The sequence below is a fragment of the uncultured Hymenobacter sp. genome (genome assembly GCF_964243305.1).
Classification (GTDB): Bacteria; Bacteroidota; Bacteroidia; order Cytophagales; family Hymenobacteraceae; genus Hymenobacter.
This window is the reverse complement of sequence record NZ_CAXTEF010000059.1, coordinates 1-16,587: the sequence shown is the minus strand read 5'-3', so window position 1 is coordinate 16,587 and position 16,587 is coordinate 1. Positions and strand designations below refer to the sequence as shown.

General features: G+C 62.3%; 14 protein-coding genes and 3 tRNA genes. 11 read left to right on the top strand and 6 right to left on the bottom strand.

Features of this window, described 5'->3' with window-relative positions:
* Window position 1: 1 nt before the first annotated feature.
* Window positions 2-74, bottom strand: a tRNA-Phe gene (locus ACFE70_RS19380).
* Between the two features lie 174 nt (window positions 75-248).
* Here ACFE70_RS19380 and ACFE70_RS19375 point away from each other — a divergent pair.
* The 6 genes from ACFE70_RS19375 to ACFE70_RS19350 all read left to right on the top strand — a co-directional run bounded on the left by ACFE70_RS19375 (window position 249) and on the right by ACFE70_RS19350 (window position 8,032).
* Entirely contained in the window at window positions 249-1,640 is a 1,392-nt protein-coding gene (locus tag ACFE70_RS19375; RefSeq protein WP_375419435.1) for a 4Fe-4S dicluster domain-containing protein, read from the top strand.
* Between the two features lie 189 nt (window positions 1,641-1,829).
* Window positions 1,830-2,672 carry a (Fe-S)-binding protein gene (locus tag ACFE70_RS19370; protein ID WP_375419436.1) on the top strand — a complete coding sequence of 281 codons (843 nt, stop codon included), beginning with the start codon at window positions 1,830-1,832 and terminating at the stop codon, window positions 2,670-2,672.
* A 333-nt stretch (window positions 2,673-3,005) separates the two neighbouring features.
* Entirely contained in the window at window positions 3,006-4,112 is a 1,107-nt protein-coding gene (locus ACFE70_RS19365; RefSeq protein WP_375419434.1) for a proline iminopeptidase-family hydrolase, read from the top strand.
* Between the two features lie 154 nt (window positions 4,113-4,266).
* Window positions 4,267-4,779, top strand: coding sequence for a hypothetical protein (locus ACFE70_RS19360; protein WP_375419433.1), 513 nt, complete (start codon window positions 4,267-4,269; stop codon window positions 4,777-4,779).
* 79 nt (window positions 4,780-4,858) lie between these two features.
* The gene (locus tag ACFE70_RS19355; RefSeq protein WP_375419432.1) at window positions 4,859-6,814 is read left to right on the top strand and encodes an OmpA family protein; all 1,956 of its coding nucleotides are present in this window, start codon (window positions 4,859-4,861) and stop codon (window positions 6,812-6,814) included.
* Between the two features lie 324 nt (window positions 6,815-7,138).
* Window positions 7,139-8,032 (top strand): DUF4476 domain-containing protein, encoded by an 894-nt coding sequence (locus ACFE70_RS19350; RefSeq protein WP_375419431.1) that lies wholly within the window; start codon window positions 7,139-7,141, stop codon window positions 8,030-8,032.
* Window positions 8,033-8,270: 238 nt separating this feature from the next.
* Here the strand turns inward: ACFE70_RS19350 and ACFE70_RS19345 are convergent, their stop codons facing one another.
* Window positions 8,271-8,741, bottom strand: coding sequence for a DUF4293 domain-containing protein (locus ACFE70_RS19345; RefSeq protein WP_375419430.1), 471 nt, complete (start codon window positions 8,739-8,741; stop codon window positions 8,271-8,273).
* 107 nt (window positions 8,742-8,848) lie between these two features.
* Here ACFE70_RS19345 and ACFE70_RS19340 point away from each other — a divergent pair, with 107 nt between their 5' ends.
* Both ACFE70_RS19340 and truA read left to right on the top strand, forming a co-directional pair.
* On the top strand, window positions 8,849-10,051 hold the full coding sequence (locus ACFE70_RS19340; protein WP_375419429.1) for a thiolase family protein: 1,203 nt from the start codon (window positions 8,849-8,851) through the stop codon (window positions 10,049-10,051).
* Window positions 10,052-10,210: 159 nt separating this feature from the next.
* The gene (truA, locus tag ACFE70_RS19335; protein ID WP_375419428.1) at window positions 10,211-10,987 is read left to right on the top strand and encodes a tRNA pseudouridine(38-40) synthase TruA; all 777 of its coding nucleotides are present in this window, start codon (window positions 10,211-10,213) and stop codon (window positions 10,985-10,987) included.
* A 213-nt stretch (window positions 10,988-11,200) separates the two neighbouring features.
* Here truA and ACFE70_RS19330 read toward each other — a convergent pair whose 3' ends face one another.
* Window positions 11,201-11,872, bottom strand: a complete 672-nt coding sequence (locus ACFE70_RS19330; RefSeq protein WP_375419427.1) for an MOSC domain-containing protein — start codon at window positions 11,870-11,872, stop codon at window positions 11,201-11,203.
* A 174-nt stretch (window positions 11,873-12,046) separates the two neighbouring features.
* Here ACFE70_RS19330 and ACFE70_RS19325 point away from each other — a divergent pair, with 174 nt between their 5' ends.
* Window positions 12,047-13,840, top strand: a complete 1,794-nt coding sequence (locus ACFE70_RS19325) for an ABC transporter ATP-binding protein (RefSeq protein ID WP_375419426.1) — start codon at window positions 12,047-12,049, stop codon at window positions 13,838-13,840.
* 188 nt (window positions 13,841-14,028) lie between these two features.
* Complete coding sequence (locus tag ACFE70_RS19320; RefSeq protein WP_375419425.1) at window positions 14,029-14,565, top strand: hypothetical protein; 537 nt, start codon at window positions 14,029-14,031, stop codon at window positions 14,563-14,565.
* Window positions 14,566-14,642: 77 nt separating this feature from the next.
* Here ACFE70_RS19320 and ACFE70_RS19315 read toward each other — a convergent pair.
* Both ACFE70_RS19315 and ACFE70_RS19310 read right to left on the bottom strand, forming a co-directional pair.
* Window positions 14,643-14,716, bottom strand: a tRNA-Pro gene (locus tag ACFE70_RS19315).
* A gap of 129 nt (window positions 14,717-14,845) precedes the next feature.
* Window positions 14,846-14,919: transfer RNA gene (locus ACFE70_RS19310), tRNA-Pro, on the bottom strand.
* 157 nt (window positions 14,920-15,076) lie between these two features.
* On the opposite strand from ACFE70_RS19310, the gene ACFE70_RS19305 reads away from it, so the two are divergent.
* Window positions 15,077-15,580, top strand: coding sequence for a hypothetical protein (locus ACFE70_RS19305; RefSeq protein WP_375419424.1), 504 nt, complete (start codon window positions 15,077-15,079; stop codon window positions 15,578-15,580).
* A 100-nt stretch (window positions 15,581-15,680) separates the two neighbouring features.
* Here the strand turns inward: ACFE70_RS19305 and ACFE70_RS19300 are convergent.
* Window positions 15,681-16,587, bottom strand: a 907-nt coding sequence (locus ACFE70_RS19300) for an ABC transporter ATP-binding protein (protein WP_375419423.1), incomplete at its 5' end; no start/stop codon positions are given.

The window sequence follows — 16,587 nt, the reverse complement described above, 5'->3', positions numbered from 1 at the left end:
GTGGCAACAGTTGGAATCGAACCAACGACACCAGCATTTTCAGTGCTGTGCTCTACCAACTGAGCTATGTTGCCGGGTTTCCGAAGCGTTGAGGGGTAGCGTTTCGGGACGGCGAAGGTACGAATCAAACTAAGCGCCGCAACTTTTCCACCAAAAATTTCGTGCGGCAGAGGGGTAGTCTGGTTGAAAGTATTCGGCATGACGACTAAATTGCGAACCCAAACTGCCCGTGTCTTACCTTTACCTGTATGTTGGACAACCTTCTATTTCTGCTGATTGCCGTGGCCGCTATCGGCCTGTTTGCCTGGCAGGTGCGCAAGATTCGCCGCAACATCCTCGTCGGCCGCGAGCGCGACATGAGCGGCCATGCCGCTGAGCGGGCCCGCAAGACCCTGCTCGTCGCCTTCGGGCAGTCCAAGATGTTTAAGCGTGTGACGCCGGCCCTGCTGCACCTGGTTGTCTACGTGGGTTTTCTGGTGATTAACGTTGAGGTAATTGAGATTCTGATTGATGGCATCACGGGCACGCACCGGGTGCTGGGTTTCATGGGCCCGCTGTATTCGGCCCTGACGGCGACCAATGAGGTGTTAGGCGCGCTGGTCGTGCTGGCCGTGGTGGCGCTCTGGTGGCGGCGCAACATCAAGAGAGTCAAGCGCTTCAGCGGTGTGGAGATGCGCGCCTGGCCCCGCATCGACGCCGATATGATTCTCTACATTGAAATCGTGCTCATGACTGCCCTGTTCGTGATGAACACGGCCGACGTGAAGTGGCATCAGCTCAAGGGCGAGACGCTGCCGGGCGCGTTTCCAGTCAGCTCGCTGCTGGTGGGCGCCTTTCCGAGCGATTTGAACCTGCTGCACTTTCTGGAGCGAGCCGGCTGGTGGGCGCACATCGTGGGCATTTTCATCTTTCTCAATTACCTGCCTAGCTCCAAGCACTTTCACATCATCATGGCGTTCCCAAACGTGTGGTACTCGCGCCTGGTGCCGCAGGGGCAGTTCTCAAACGTGGAGAGCATCACCCACGAGGTCAAGGCCATGCTCGACCCGGCCTACGTGGTGCCGGTCCCGGCGCTGGTCCCCGACGGCTCGGCCGTGGCCCCTACCCCCTTCGGCGCCAAGGACGTGGAGGACCTGGCCTGGACCAACCTGATGAATGCCTACTCCTGCACCGAGTGCGGGCGCTGCACCTCGGTCTGCCCGGCCAACCTGACCGGCAAGCTGCTCTCGCCCCGCAAAATTATCATGGACACCCGCGACCGGGTGGAGGAGAAGTACAATTCGCCGCTGATTTTTCAGCCCAACCGCTACGACGACCAAGCCAACGGCACCGAGCGCGTGCACGCCGACCTGACCGAGGCCACGCTGCTGCGCGGCAAGGTGACGCCCGAAGAGCTGTGGGCCTGCACCACCTGCAACGCCTGCGTGGAAAGCTGCCCGGTGAACATCAACCCGCTGGAAAGCATCATCGAGATGCGCCGCTTCCTGGTGCTGGAAGAGTCGGCCGCGCCGGCTTCGCTCAACGCCATGTTCTCCAACATCGAGAACAACGGCGCGCCCTGGGCCTTCTCGCCCTCGGACCGGCTGAACTGGGCCGATGAAATTTTTGTGGCCGAGAAGCAAGTTGCTACGGTAGCATAACCATAAATGTCCGTCATGCTGACGCAGGAAGCATCCTATCACGGTTGTCTTCGTCAGGCTACTACTCACTGCGGCGCGCCCGTGATAAAATTCCTCGCGCTGCTCAGGATGACTGCTATGTCGTCCACTCAATCATCCATGACCCCTACCCCCCCTGTTACCGCCAAGCGCGCCTTAACCGTGCCCGTAATGGCCGACCTGGCCGCCGCCGGCGAAACGCCCGAAATCCTGTTCTGGGTGGGCTGCGCTGGTGCTTTTGATGACCGCTACAAGCGCGTGACCCGCGCCTTTGTGCGCATCCTCGACCACGTGGGCACCAAGTACGCGGTGCTGGGCCTGGAAGAAACCTGCACCGGCGACCCGGCCAAGCGCGCCGGCAACGAGTTTTTGTTTCAGATGCAGGCCATGCAGAACATCACGACGCTGAACGGCTACGGCATCAAGAAAATCGTGACTGCCTGCCCGCACTGCTTCAACACGATTAAGAACGAGTACCCGGCGCTGGGCGGCGACTACGAAGTCATTCACCACAGCACCTACTTGCAGCAGCTCATCAATGAGGGCAAGGTGGGCATTAGTGGCGGCGGCGAGTACAAGGGCCGCCGCATCACGTTTCACGACTCGTGCTATCTGGGCCGGGCCAACAACATCTACGAGGCCCCACGCGACGTGCTCGCTGCTCTCGACGCCGACCTCGTGGAGATGAAGCGCAGCCGCGCCAACGGCCTGTGCTGCGGCGCGGGCGGCGCCCAGATGTGGAAGGAAGCCGAGCCGGGCAAGAAGGAAATCAACATCGAGCGCACCGAGGAAGCCTTGGCCACGCTCAGCGGCGAGGCCATCGCCTTGCAAGGCGTCGAAACCGAGCGCACGTTTCCCTCGCGCCACGACTTGCAGGGCAGCATCATTGCTACCTCGTGCCCGTTCTGCATGACCATGATGAGCGACGGCGTAAAAAACAAGGAGCAGGAAGGCAACGTGCAGGTGTTCGACCTGGCCGAGCTGATTGCCTCGGCCGAAGGACTGAATGCCTGACCCTGAGCCGCCGGGCACCGGTTAACGTTGGCCCCGACGGGGTCCAACCCGTTAGAGCGGCCCATCGGTAGATTTCCTACCCCCCCTTGCCGCCCCAAGGCCCCAGCGGGGCGACCCAATACAACCGCGTCAGCCAGACGCAGGCGGTTGGGTCGCTCCGCCGGGGCTTTCTGTTTCCCTATTTCTACTTGCTGCCGGTGGGCCACCCCACCAGGGCTGATGACTGCCGCGCTTCAGTGCGCTGGCAGGAAACGGAGCGCAGCACGGCAAGCGCCTGTTTTTAACTCTACTTTTAGGGCGAATAAACCTATTTCCACGCCTGACCCTACTGCCATGACGCGCGCTATCTACGCCCTGCTCCTGAGTCTGTTACTGCTGGCTGGCGCCGGTTGCCAGGAATCAGCTGAATCCTCGGCGCCGGCGACTGCCGACGGCGCTGCCGCCCCAATCCCTACCCCCTCGCTGGCCGCCTACCACGACCCCAGCGGCCAGCCCGCCGACGACCGCCTCAGCGGCGGCGTGCGCCTGATTTCCATCACGACCCCGCTCGGCAACTTCAAGGTGTGGACCAAGCGCGTCGGGAATAACCCGCGCCTGAAGGTGCTGATTCTGCACGGCGGGCCGGGCATGACCCACGAGGCGTATGAAGCGTTCGACTCCTATCTGCCGCAGGAAGGCATCGAATATTACTACTACGACCAGCTTGGCTCCTACAATTCCGACCAGCCTAAAGACCTTAAGCTCTGGACCTTGCCGCGCTTCGTGGAGGAAGTCGAGCAGGTGCGCCGGGCGCTGAAGCTCGACAGCAGCAACTTCTTCTTGTTCGGTCATTCGTGGGGCGGCATCCTGGCCATGCAGTACGCGCTGAAGTACCAGCAGCATCTTAAAGGGCTGGTTATCTCCAATATGGTGCCCTCCATCCCGGAGTATGACGCCTATGCGCACCAGGTGCTCGGCCCCAAGCTCAAGCCTGAGGTACTCAAGGAAATTCTGGCTTTCGAGGCTAAAAAGGACTACGGCAACCCGCGCTACATGCAGCTGATTGAAGCCAACTACTACCCCGAGCACGTGCTGCGCCTACCCCCCGCCCAGTGGCCCGAGCCGGTGCAGCGCTCGTTCAAGCACGTCAACTCGCAGGTTTACGTCTCGATGCAGGGCCAGAGTGAGTTTGGCGTAACGAAGGGCGCCGTGCTCAGCGACTGGGACGTGAAGGCCCAGCTGCCCCAACTAAAAGTGCCCACGCTGGCCATCGGCGCCGAGCACGACACAATGGACCCGGCTCAGATGAAGTACCTGGCCGAGCACGTGCAGCACGGCCGCTACCACTACTGCCCCAACGGCAGCCACATGGCCATGTACGACGACCAACAGACGTATTTCAAGGGCCTCACTGCCTTCATTCACGACGTAGACCGCGGCACTTTCCCGGCCGCGAAGTAGTTCAGATAAACCGCGTAAAAAGCCTATTTGTCATGCTGAGCTTGCGAAGCATCTTCTCACTGCTGAACGACGCAGTAACTCTTTATTAGTGCTCGTTGAAGCGTGAGAAGATGCTTCGCAAGCTCAGCATGACAGACAATTATTTTACTTTCCCGTGATTACTTCTTTCGACCAACTGCCTGACGCGGCCCGCGTCTGGATTTACCAGGCCCGCCGCCTGCTCACCGAAACGGAGCTGCGCGCCGCCGCGCCGGCTCTGACCGAGTTCGTGGCCGACTGGACCAGCCACGGCCGGGCGCTGCGCGCGGGCGCGGCCTTCTTTCATCAGCAGTTTCTCGTCATCGGGCTCGATGAAAGCCAGGCCGGTGCCAGCGGCTGCTCAATTGATGCGTCGGTGCATTTCGTGCGGGCCTTGGAGGAAAAGGGGGGGGTAGGGATGCTGGACAAATCGCAGCTGGCTTTTCTCGTGGACGGCGCCGTGCGGCTGCTCGACCGCCGCGAGCTGCGGGCGGCCGTAGCAGCCGGCGAGTTGTCGGCCGAAAGCCTGTATTTCGATAACACCATCACGACCGTGGGACAGTTGCGTGCGACCTGGCCCGCACCGGCCGGTCAGACCTGGCTGCGCAAGTATTTTGCCGCCGTCGAGCGCAATGTTGTGGAGGCTTAATTCGTTTTCCAACGTAGTAGTATTCGTATTGCTGACTTAATAGCCTGAGGCCAAGCCAGCGCTTTTCTCCTGAATCTTTATGCGGAATCAACTAGTTCAATGGGCTTCTACTGGCGTGGCGGCGCTGCTGCTGGGCGGCTGCGCGGCGTCGGGCAGCCTGAGCAAGGCCGACAAGGCCTTCACCCGCGGCGAGTATGAGCCGGCCATTGCCCTCTACAAGGCCGAGGTGGCGAAGGGCAAAAACACGCCCGGCGCCAACTACCGCATCGCCGAATCCTACCGCCTCTCCAACCGCGTCGAGCAGGCCGAGCCGTTCTACAAAGCGGCGCTCGATGGCCGCGTGCGCGCCGCCGATGCTGGCTTTCGCTACGCCGAGGCGCTGCGGGCCAACGGCAAGTTTGATGAGGCTGCCGCGCAGTTCAGCACCTACGCCCAGAGTGGCACCAACCGCACGCTGGCCGCCCGCGCTGAAACCGAAGCCAAAAACGCCGCTGCCAGTAAAGCCCTGGCCGCCAGCGCCGGTCGCTATACCGTGCGCCCGCTGGAAAGTCTCAACTCGGCCGGCGCCGACTTCAGCGCCTCGCTCATGCCCGGCACCGGCGAGCTGGTGTTTGCTTCCGGCCGCGAGGGCAAGAAGTATTTGGGCAACGGCGAAAACTTTAACGCGCTCTACGCCATCAAGTTCGACGATGCCAAGGCCATGAGCGGCGGCACCGCGCGCCGCCTGGAAGAGCTATTTAACCAGGAAGGCCGCCACGAGGCCAGCGCCACCTACACGCCTGATGGCAAAACGATGGTTTTTGCCCGCTCGAACAGCGGCAAAAAGAACGATTATAAAAGCGCCGATGGCAGCAAAACCACGCTGCTGAGCGTCGATTTGTGGATTTCCTACTTCCGCGACAACGCCTGGACTGTGCCCGTGCTGGCTAACATCAACGACCGCAGCGCCGACGACTTCGCCCCGGCTTTCGCGCCCGACGGCACCACGCTTTATTTCACGTCGAGTCGTCGGAGTGGGTTGGGCGGCAACGATATTTATAAAGCCACGCTCGGCGCCAACGGCCGCTTTTCGCCGGCCGAAAACCTGGGCGAAACCGTCAACACGCCCGGCAATGACAACTTTCCCGGCATCGCGCCCGACGGCACGCTCTACTTCTCCTCCGATGGGCGGCCCGGCCTGGGCAAGCTGGATTTGTTTCAAGTCAAGAACAGGCAGGTAGTAAACCTGGGTCCGGAAATCAACAGCGCGGGCGACGACTTTGCGCCCTTTTTCACTGGCCCCAACACCGGCCTGTTCGCCTCGAACCGCACCGGCGGCAAAGGCTCAGATGACCTCTACGGCTTCGAGCGCCAAACCCGCAAGTCGGTGCTTTTCGCCCTCGATGGTACCGTGGTCGAAGTGCTCACGACCGGCGACCCTACCCCCCGTCCGCTGGCTAATCAGCGCGTGGCGCTAACTAAAGACGGTCAGCCCGTGGGGGAGGTCACGACTGATGCGGCCGGCAAATTCACGTTCAGCGTCGACTCGGCCAGTGCTTACCGGACGGTGGCGGAGCGCAGCAATTACTTCACGGCCACCCAAACAGTCACCATCCCCGCTCCGCCCGCCCAGAGCCAACTCACCGAGGACGTCAGCACCATTCGGGTGCCCGTGCTGCTGACTTTGAGCCCGATAAAGGTCAACAAGGCCATCGTGGTCGAGAATATTTTCTATGACTACAACAAGGCCAATATCCGCTCCGACGCGGCGGCGGAGCTGGACAAGCTGGTGCAGACGCTGGTTGATAATCCCAAAATCACCATCGAGCTAAGCTCGCACACCGACCAGCGCGGCAAAGATGCCTACAACCTGAGTCTCTCGCAGCGCCGCGCCAACGCCGCCGTAGCCTACATCGTGAGTAAGGGCGTGGACAAAAGCCGCCTCACGGCCAAGGGCTACGGCGAGACCCGCCCGGTGCTGAAAAACGCCAAAACCGAGCCCGACTACCAGCGCAACCGCCGCACCGAATTCAAAGTGACGCGCATCTCGGAGTAGAGTAGAACTAAGCTAAGAAGCCGGTCATGCTGAGCGCAGCGAAGCATCTCGCGGGCAGCCGTAATTTCGGCAAGCGGACGTCAGATGAGCATAACTGACTTCTGATAGCCTTGTTAGAAACGAAAGAGCCCCCGCAGCACATGCTGCGGGGGCTCTTCTCTATAAAATCAATAGCTAATGATAAGCCTGAATAGGAATCGAGGGCTAGGATATTCAGTTGTGCAACGCCAGGCCAGGGTTGGGGGTTCCAGTCTGGCACAGGTTTTGGCTTTAGAATAATTGTCAGAAAAAACTGCACTGGTCTGATATTTACCTCTTTAACTCATGAAAAAGGGTTTGCTGCTGTTGCTGGTCGTCACCCTGAGCGCGGCCGGCACGGCGCTGGCTGGTTCGCACCCGCTGGCGGCCAATGTCAATTTTGCTTCCGAGCACGGCGTGCCCTTTGCCGTAGTGCTCGATGGGCGCCCGCTCACGCGGGGCCTGGCCCGGCAGGTGCACGCCGAGCGGCTCGCGCCGGGCCTGCACTACGCCGATTTTAGCGTGCCCACGGCCTATGGCGGCTTCGTGCGCCTACGCCGCCGCGTGTGGCTGGAGCCCGGCCTCGAAACCACGTTTGTGCTGCGCACGCGCCCTGGCCGGCCGCTGGACTTGCAGCCGGCCGGCGCCATCGCGCTCTATGGCCCGTATCGTTCTGGCCGCGGAATGCCCGGCTACGGCCAGGGCCGCTACGATGAGCGGCGCAATGACCGCTACGACGACCGGCGCGGCGATGGCTACCGCAACGGTGCCGCCTACCCCCCCGACTCGTACGAAACGCGCCCCAATCAGCCCAACAGCAATGACCCAGGCAGCTACGACCCTGACGGCGGGCCGTACGACAACGCGCCCACCGCTGAGCGTGGCGGCTACTACCCCAACTCCACCGCTAACTACCGCCTCCTGGCCGCGCCCGACGTGGACGGCCTGACCCAGGCGCTGGCGCGCACGTCGTTCGAGGAGGAGCGCCTGCAAATTGCCCGGCAGGCACTGAGCCAGAGCCGCATCCGCGCCGAAGACCTGGCGCGCCTGCTGCGGGCGCTGCACTTCGACAGCTCACGGGCCGAGCTGGCCAAGTTCGCCTACCCCCACGTGGCTGACCCACAGAATTTCTACCAGGTATATTCCTCATTCGATTCCAGCCTCAAGGCCGGGGAGGTGCGCGATGCTTTGCGTCAATGAGGAGTAAAGAATTGGCGGATAGCCCCGTAGGGGCGGCCCATTGGTAGAGATGGAAAGGGATGGAAAAGTTGAAAAGCCCCCGCGGGGCGACCCAGCCGTCGGCGCCACCTGCGCAGATGAGTTGGGTCGCCCCGCGGGGGCTTTGGGGCGGAAGAGGGGGGTAGGGATGCCACCGACGGGCCGCCCCGCTGGAGCTGACTGCCCATAATTTCTCATTCCTCATTAAGTCAAGGACATTTCACCGCAGGCGGTCCATGCTGCGCACCAGGCGCTCGTCGGCGCGGATGAAGCGGTTGGCGAGCAGGTTGAGCAGCAATGCCAGCGTGGGCAGGTAGAAGCCCGCCTGGTAGGCGCCTTCGAGCTTGACGTTGAGCAGGATTTCGCCCCGCGTGGAGTAAAAGAAGATGGCGCCAATGGTAGCCACGATGCACAGCATGTTGACGGCGCCAATTTTGAGCTGGGTGAAGCGGTTGCGGTACTGAAAAATCTCGAATACGGCCAGCGCAGCCGAAGCGGCGGCCAGCGCGCCGATGGGCCAGGTGCTGCCGTCCGAGTGCGGGTTGGTGCCGGTAAAGGCCAGCGAGAAAGCGGAGAGCGTCAGCTCCTGCCCCGTGAGCGGGTCGGCTTTGTGCCAGATGGGCAGGAACAGTACGCTGCCCATCGCCAGGGCCAGCAAGAGCAAAAACACGCTTTGGATTCTTTGTATCATCTTTGTGGTTAGCTAAAACGGCTGTCTTAGGGCGAACCGGCCCGGCCGCCTGCCCGCAAAATTAGCCGCTAACCGGCCTTCGGGCCCTCTTCTTTTTTCTTTTCAGAATGCCAACTGCCTACATCGTGGATGCCGTGCGCACCCCGATTGCCAGATTCGGCGGCGCCCTGAGCAGCGTCCGCCCCGACGACCTGGCCGCCGTCGTGCTCCGCGAGCTGCTGCGCCGCAATCCTTCGCTTGATAAAGCCGCCATCGAAGACGTGATAATGGGCGCCGCCAACCAGGCCGGCGAAGACAACCGCAACGTGGCCCGCATGGCCGCGCTGCTGGCGGGCCTACCCATCACGGTGCCCGGCAACACTGTCAACCGTCTCTGCGGCAGCGGCTTGCAGAGCATCATGGACGCCAGCCGCGCCATTCGCTGCGGCGAGGGCGACGTGTACCTGGCCGGCGGCTCGGAGAGCATGACCCGCGCCCCGTTTGTGCTGGCCAAGTCCGAAGCCGCCTTCGCCCGCGACTTCACGGCCCACGACACCACGCTGGGCTGGCGCTTCGTCAACCCCAAGCTCACCAAGCTGCACTACCCCTACGCAATGGGGCAGACCGCCGAAAACGTGGCTAAGCAATACGGCATCACCCGCGAGGAGCAGGATGCGTTTGCTTTTGAGAGCCAGCGCAAATACCACCGGGCGGCCGAAAAAGGCCGCTTCCGCAAGGAAATCGTGCCCGTGTTTATCTCGCAGCCCAAGGGCGACGCGGCCATGTTTGATACCGACGAGCAGCCCCGCATCTCAACCCTGGAAAAGCTGGCGACCCTGAAGCCCGCGTTCCAGCCCGAAGGCGGCACCGTGACGGCCGGCAACTCGGCCGGTATCAACGATGGGGCGGCGGCCGTGCTCATGGTGAGCAAAACGGCCCTGGAGCGCTACGGCCTCAAGCCTATGGCCCGCATCGTGGCGACGGCCGTAGTGGGCGTCGACCCGTCGGTCATGGGCCTGGGCCCGATTCCGGCCACCCGCAAGGTGCTGGAGCGTGCCGGCCTGACCTTGGCCGACATGGATTTGATTGAGCTGAACGAGGCCTTCGCTGCCCAAAGCGTGGCCTGCGCCCGCGAGCTGGGCCTTGACATGAGCAAAGTAAACGTCAATGGCGGCTCCATCGCGCTGGGCCACCCGCTGGGCTCTTCCGGCGCCCGCATCACGGCCACGCTCCTGCACGAGATGCAGCGCCGCGAGGGTGTGCGCTACGGCCTGGCCGTGATGTGCATCGGCGTCGGGCAGGGCATCGCTGTGATTTACGAGAAGGTGTAAGGACGCAAGGACTGATGGAGTTGAAAGAACGTCATGCTGAGCGCAGCGAAGCATCTCGCTCGATTACTAATCAATGGTGTTCAACGATTGGATTAGTAACGGGCAAGATGCTTCGCTTAGGCTCAGCATGAGGATCTTATTCAACCTTTAATATAGTACATGCGATATTTCCTGCACCTGGCCTACGACGGCAGCCGCTACCACGGCTGGCAGGTGCAGCCGGGCACGCTCACGGTGCAGGCCGAAGTCGACTGGGCGCTCCGGCAGGTGCTGCGCCAGCCGGAACTGTACACGGTGGGCAGCGGGCGCACCGATTCGGGGGTGCACGCCCGGCATCAGGTGGCGCACTTCGAGGCCGCGCTGCCGGCCGCCTTGCAGGATGAAAGTCTGCTGCTGTATCGCCTGCGCCGTTCCCTACCCCCCGATATTGCGCCCCTGGCCGTGCATCCCGTCGGGGAGCAAGTTCACGCCCGCTTCGACGCCGAAGCCCGCACCTACGAGTACCACGTGCTGAGCCGCCCCGACCCGTTTCGGCGCGACCAGGCGCTGCTCGTGGACCGGCCGCTGGACTTAGACGCGCTGAACGCGGCGGCGGCCACCCTGGTGGGGCAGCGCGATTTCACCACTTTCTCCAAAGTCAAGGGCGGCGAAAACCACTACGTCTGCTACTGCTACGAGGCGGGCTGGACGGCTACCGTCACCGGGCTTGTGTTTCGGATTCGGGCCAACCGCTTCGTGCGCGGCATGGTGCGGCTGGTGGTGGGCACGCTGCTGGATGTCGGCCGCGGTCGGCTCACGCCCGGCGAGTTTCAGCAGCTGCTCTGGTCGCTGAGCCGGGTGGAGGCGGGCGGCGCGGCGCCGGCGCGCGGGCTGTTTCTGAGCAAGGTAGAGTATGGGCCGGGCATCGTGCCGGACAGCGTGGCCGCAAGGTTTTAATTGCCCAAAATTCAGCAGTAGTATGCTGTTAATCAAAGCTCTACGCTAGTGACCAGCCTGCTGACCCACCGGATGGAACGGACAATCATCACCTGACTACGATACGTAGAAAGACGCAGGCCAAACCCAGCTAAGCCGCCCGCCCTATCCTCAGCCGCTCAACCGCAACCGCTTCTTCTGGCTCCCGGGCCCAGAGAAGCGGTTTTCATTTCCCTACCCCTGCTTCTCGCCTAAACCCTCGCCTTGAAGCGGCTTCAGGGCGGCCCGAAAGCGCATCTTCATCGACGGGGGCAGATAAGGCATTTCGAGCAGCGCCCGAAGCGTACCGGGCTCTCGCTCAATACCATAGTAGCTGTCCGCGGCTTGCTGCACCGTCACCTCGTGCGCCGCGCGCTCGACCAGCGTGAGCAGGTCGCCGGCTTGCAGCGTGCCCGGCTCCACGACGCGAAAGTAGATGCCGCTGCGCCCGGCCTGCTGAAAGCGCTTCACCATTCGCGCATCATCGAGGCGCACGCCCAGCTTGAAGCACGGCACCCGCGGCTGCACTGCCATGAGCACCGCCGAGCCGATTTGAAAACAGTCGCCGAGCCGAACGTCGCTTTCCAGCAAGCCCTCCGTGGTCAGGTTTTCGCCAAAGGCGCCGGGCACCAGCTTTTCGCGGGGCACGTGGGCAGCCCAGTAGGGGTAGTGCTCGGTGGGGTAGGCGTACACGGCTTTATTAGGGCCGCCGTGGTGCTTGAGGTCGGCCTGCCCGTCGCCGGCCAGGTGCTCGGCGAAGACCTCGACGGGGCCGGCCACGGGCTGCTTGAAGATACTGGTGCGGACGGGCTTGTCCTGCCAGATAAGGTCGCGGGGCAGGGACGTGTTGACGGAAAGCAGGCGCATGAGGAGGTTGGGCGGGCAGGAGGGGGGTAGGGATTTTCAGCGGAGCAGGCTCCGGGCCGGGAGCAAGGTAAGACCAACAGCCGGGCAGAGCTGTCGGCTTAGCGGGCCGGGTGCGCCGGGCGGCCCCAACATTTAGGGCCTGCTAAGGCTTACCTGACGACCTTTGTGCCACTTATGGACCCCACTACTGCTGCCACCAAAACCGGCCAGGTCTTCGACTGGGCCGTGCTGCGCCGCTTGCTGACCTACGTGCGGCCCTACCGGGGCACGTTTTATTTCCTGATTTTTCTCACCGTCGCCACGGCTGCGCTTGGCACGCTGCGCCCCTTCCTGATTCAGCGGATGGTGGACGTGAGCATCGAGCAGGGCGACATTCTGGGCTTGAACAAGATGTTTGGGCTGCTGCTGATTCTGCTCGTGGCCCACGCGCTGGTCTCCTACCTGCAAACCTACCTCGGCGGCTGGCTCGGGCAGTTTATCGTGCGCGACATCCGCACTGACTTGTACCGCCACCTGCTCAGCCTTAAGCTCCAGTTCTTCGACAAAACGCCGCTGGGGGTGCTCGTCACGCGTAACATCTCGGACGTGGAAACCCTGTCCGACGTGTTCAGCGAGGGGCTGGCGGCGATGGCGGGGGACATTCTGCAAATTGTATTCATTGTCGCCTTCATGTTCTACATCGACTGGCGCCTGACCTTGGTGAGTTTGACCGTGATTCCGCCCATGCTCTTCAGCACCTATGTGTTCAAGGAAAAGGTGAAAACCTCGTTTCAGGAAGTGCGCACAGCCGTGGCCAACCTCAACTCCTTCGTGCAGGAGCACCTGACGGGCATGAACGTGGTACAGATTTTCAACAACGAAGCGCGCGAATTCCGCAAGTTTGAAAAAATAAACCAGGAGCACACCGCCGCCAACATTCGTTCGGTGCTCTACTACAGCGTTTATTTTCCGGTGGCCGAGGTGCTCGGCGCCGTGGGGGTTGGGCTGCTGGTCTGGTACGCGGCACAGGGCCAGATTGAGGGCACGATTTCCAAGGGCGCGCTCATCGCCTTTATCATGTATAATGCCCTGTTCTTCCGGCCTATCCGCCAGATTGCCGACCGCTTTAATACGCTGCAATTGGGTTTAGTGAGCACCGAGCGCCTGCTCAAGCTGCTGGATAATAAGGAGCTGATTGCCACGACCGGCACGTATGCGCCGCCGCAGATTGCGGGCGAAGTTGAGTTCAAGAACGTCTGGTTTGCTTATAACCGTCAGGACAGCGAAGCTAACGAGCCGGAATGGGTTTTGAAAGACATCAGCTTTCACATCAAGCCCGGCCAGACCGTGGCTTTCGTGGGCGCGACGGGCGCGGGCAAAACCAGCATCATCAACCTGCTCAGCCGCTTCTACGATATTCAGCAGGGCAGCATCTGCGTCGATGGCCGCGACCTGCGCGAGTATGACCTGAGCTTGCTGCGCCGCCAGATTGGCGTCGTGCTGCAAGATGTGTTCCTGTTCGCCGGCACCATCCGCGACAACATCACGCTCGGCAACCAGAGCATTAGCGAGGAGGCAATCTGGGAAGCGGCCGACCTGGTAGGCGCCCGCCGCTTCATCGAGCGCCTGCCCGGCGCGCTGGACTACCCGGTGATGGAGCGCGGCGCTACGCTCTCGGTGGGGCAGCGCCAGCTGATTTCGTTTGTGCGGGCGCTGGTTTATCAGCCGCGGGTTATTATTTTGGATGAGGCCACGTCGTCAGTGGATAGCGAGACCGAGGAATTGATTCAGCACGCTATCGAGAAGCTCATGGAAGGCCGCACGGCGCTGGTCATCGCCCACCGCTTGAGCACCATCCAGAAAGCGGACCGCATCATTGTGCTCGACCAGGGCGAAATTAAGGAAACCGGCACCCACGAAGAGCTTCTGCGCCTGGAGGAGGGCTATTATAGCCAACTCTACCGGATGCAGTACGCGGGGGCGGAATAGCCAACCCTGGCGCGGGGCGGCGCCCCGTGCTGACCATTCGCGGGCCTCCGACCCATACTCATTCGCGCCGTTCTGGCTTAATCGGGCTACTGTAACTATTCTATCTAATGTTGGTCGTTTTTCCGGCCTCCGGCCGGATGCTAGCCGGCGCGGGGCGCAGCCCCGCGCCGGGGTTTTACTCAGCAACTATGCGTTACGTTTTCTTGGTGCTTATCCTGCTCACGGTCGCCACTTTCGGCACCTATACTTACCTCGGCGGGCTGCGCGAGCCGACCGTGGCTCTCGAAACCATCCCTACCCCCCTGCTATTAGCCGGGCAGCCCTACCACGGCCTCGTGGCCGCTGAGCAGTTTGGCCAGCTGTTCCGGCGGGCCAAAGCCGCGCAGGAAGGCGGCCGGCTCGGCGGCCCTACCCCCTCCCCGCTGGCCAACCTTTACTTCAACGACCCCGAAACGGCCCGCGACTCGGTGCGCGCCTTCATTGGCCTAGCCGTGGCCGACAGCAGCCAGCCGCTGCCGCCGGGTTTCCGATACCGCCTCGTGCCGGCCGGGCAGCGCGTAGTGGCGGCCCGCCTCAGGGGCGTGAGCTACCTGCTGGCACCCAATAAGTTGTATCCCGCCGCCTTCGACCTGATCAAGCAGCGGAAGCTCACGCGCCGGCCATTCTACTTGGAGCAGTTCGGGCCCGAGGAGGGGGTAGGGCAGGTGTGGGTGGGGGTCCAATAGGCTGGTTAGTGGCCGACCTTGCTTGAACGAAAAAGGCTCCCTTCGTTATGAAGAGAGCCTTTTTCGTTCAAGCAAGGTCGGGGTGGCAGGATTCGAACCTACGGCCTCGTCGTCCCGAACGACGCGCGCTACCGGGCTGCGCTACACCCCGAAAGGGCGGGCGCCGAGGGGGCAGCACCCGTTTCCTGACTTCCAAATCCCGGAGTTGGCGGCCGAAAAAAGCCCCCGGACCGAAGTCCAGGGGCCGTTTTCGAGCGGCAACTGAGCGGCTGCTCATCCGTCGGAGTGGCAGGATTCGAACCTACGACCTCCAGCACCCCATGCTGGCGCGATACCAGGCTACGCTACACCCCGGTGGGAATTGGAAGTGCAAAGATACATCGGCCGGGGTTTCGGGCGCAAGCCCTAAGCAGATAAATTTTTCAGTACGATAGTTGCTGCCCCTGGTCCTGGCAAAGTTTACTATCTTTATCAGAGCTAGTTAGCTTGCTGCACTATTCTTATTTCCAGTATGAAAAAGTCCTTGTTTACGCTCGTTTTCGGGGTCGCGCTCCTGCCCTTTATTGCCGGCGCGCAAACGGCTAAACCAGCCGCCAAGCCAGTAGCGAGGCCGGTAGCCAAACCGGCTGCTAAGCCAGCCGCCGCCGTTGCCAGGCCTGCGGCACCAGCCGTCGCGGCGGCGCCCACGGCCGTCGCGCGCCCCGATAGCGTGACGGGCACGGCGCCGGCCGGCGTGTCGCTCTCGCCCGCTACCCCCCCCGCCAGCCCCACCGCCCTCAAGGTGAAGGCCGAGCTGAACCCCATCACCAACAAGCTGAGTGTGCGCACCGATGCCGCCGGCCCCATGCGGGTGGAAGTAAACGACGGCGGTGGCCGCCCGGTCCTGACCAGAAACGTGCTGGTAGGCAACAAGCCCATCGAGTTGAGCGTGGGCCAGTTGGCGGCCGGCACCTACGTGGTGCGCTGCACCGCCGGCGAAAAAACCGGGATGCGCCTCGTGCGGCTGGGGCAGTAGCGGTGAAATAGTGAGCTAGTGAAATGGTGAGGTTGGGTGCTGCCAGCGCCAGTTGTGCCTACGTAGCCTCAAACTCACTAGCTCACTATTTCACCGCCCGTCAGGCTTCCTCGCCTTGCAGCTGCCGCTCATACAGGGCGCGGTAGAGGCCTTCGGCATCGGCCATGAGTTGCTCGTGCGGGCCGTGCTGCACGATGCGCCCATCATCGAGCACCAGGATTTCGTCGGCCAGCTTGACGGAACTAACGCGGTGCGAGATAATCAGGCTGGTGCGACCCCGCATGATGCGCTGCAAGGAATTGAGAATCACGTTCTCAGTTTTGGTATCCACAGCCGAGAGACTATCATCCAGAATCAGGATTCTGGGCTCTTTGACCAGGGCGCGGGCCATGCTCACGCGCTGCTTCTGCCCGCCCGATAGCGTGATGCCGCGCTCCCCCACTTTGGTGTCGAAACCCTCGGGGAAGCGGATGATGTTCTCGTACACGTCGGCGTCGCGGGCGGCTTGCAGCATCCGGGCCTCGTCGGCGCGGTCTTCATCGAGGCCGAAGTTGATGTTTTGGCGGATGGTGTCGGAGAAGAGAAACACGTCCTGCGGCACGTAGCCGATTTGCTCGCGCAGGCTGGTCAGGGCGTAGTCGCGCACGTCGGTCTGGTCGATGCTGATGGCGCCCTCGCTCACGTCATACAATCGGCAGAGCAGCGCGGCGATGGTGCTTTTCCCCGCGCCGGTATTGCCGATGACGGCCAATGTCTGGCCCGGCCGGATGCGGAAGCTGACCTCGCGCAGGGCCTGAATGCCGGTGTCGGGATAAGTAAACGAGACGTTATCGAACACGATGTCGCCCTGAATCTCGCGCTCAATGTTCTGCCGCGAGACGATGTCGGTTTTCTCGTTCAGGAACTCATTGATGCGGGCCTGCGAGGCCTCAGCACGCTGCACGAGCGAAGAGGTCCAGCCCAGGGCCGTGACGGGCCAGGTGAGCAGGTTGACGTAAATCAGAAAC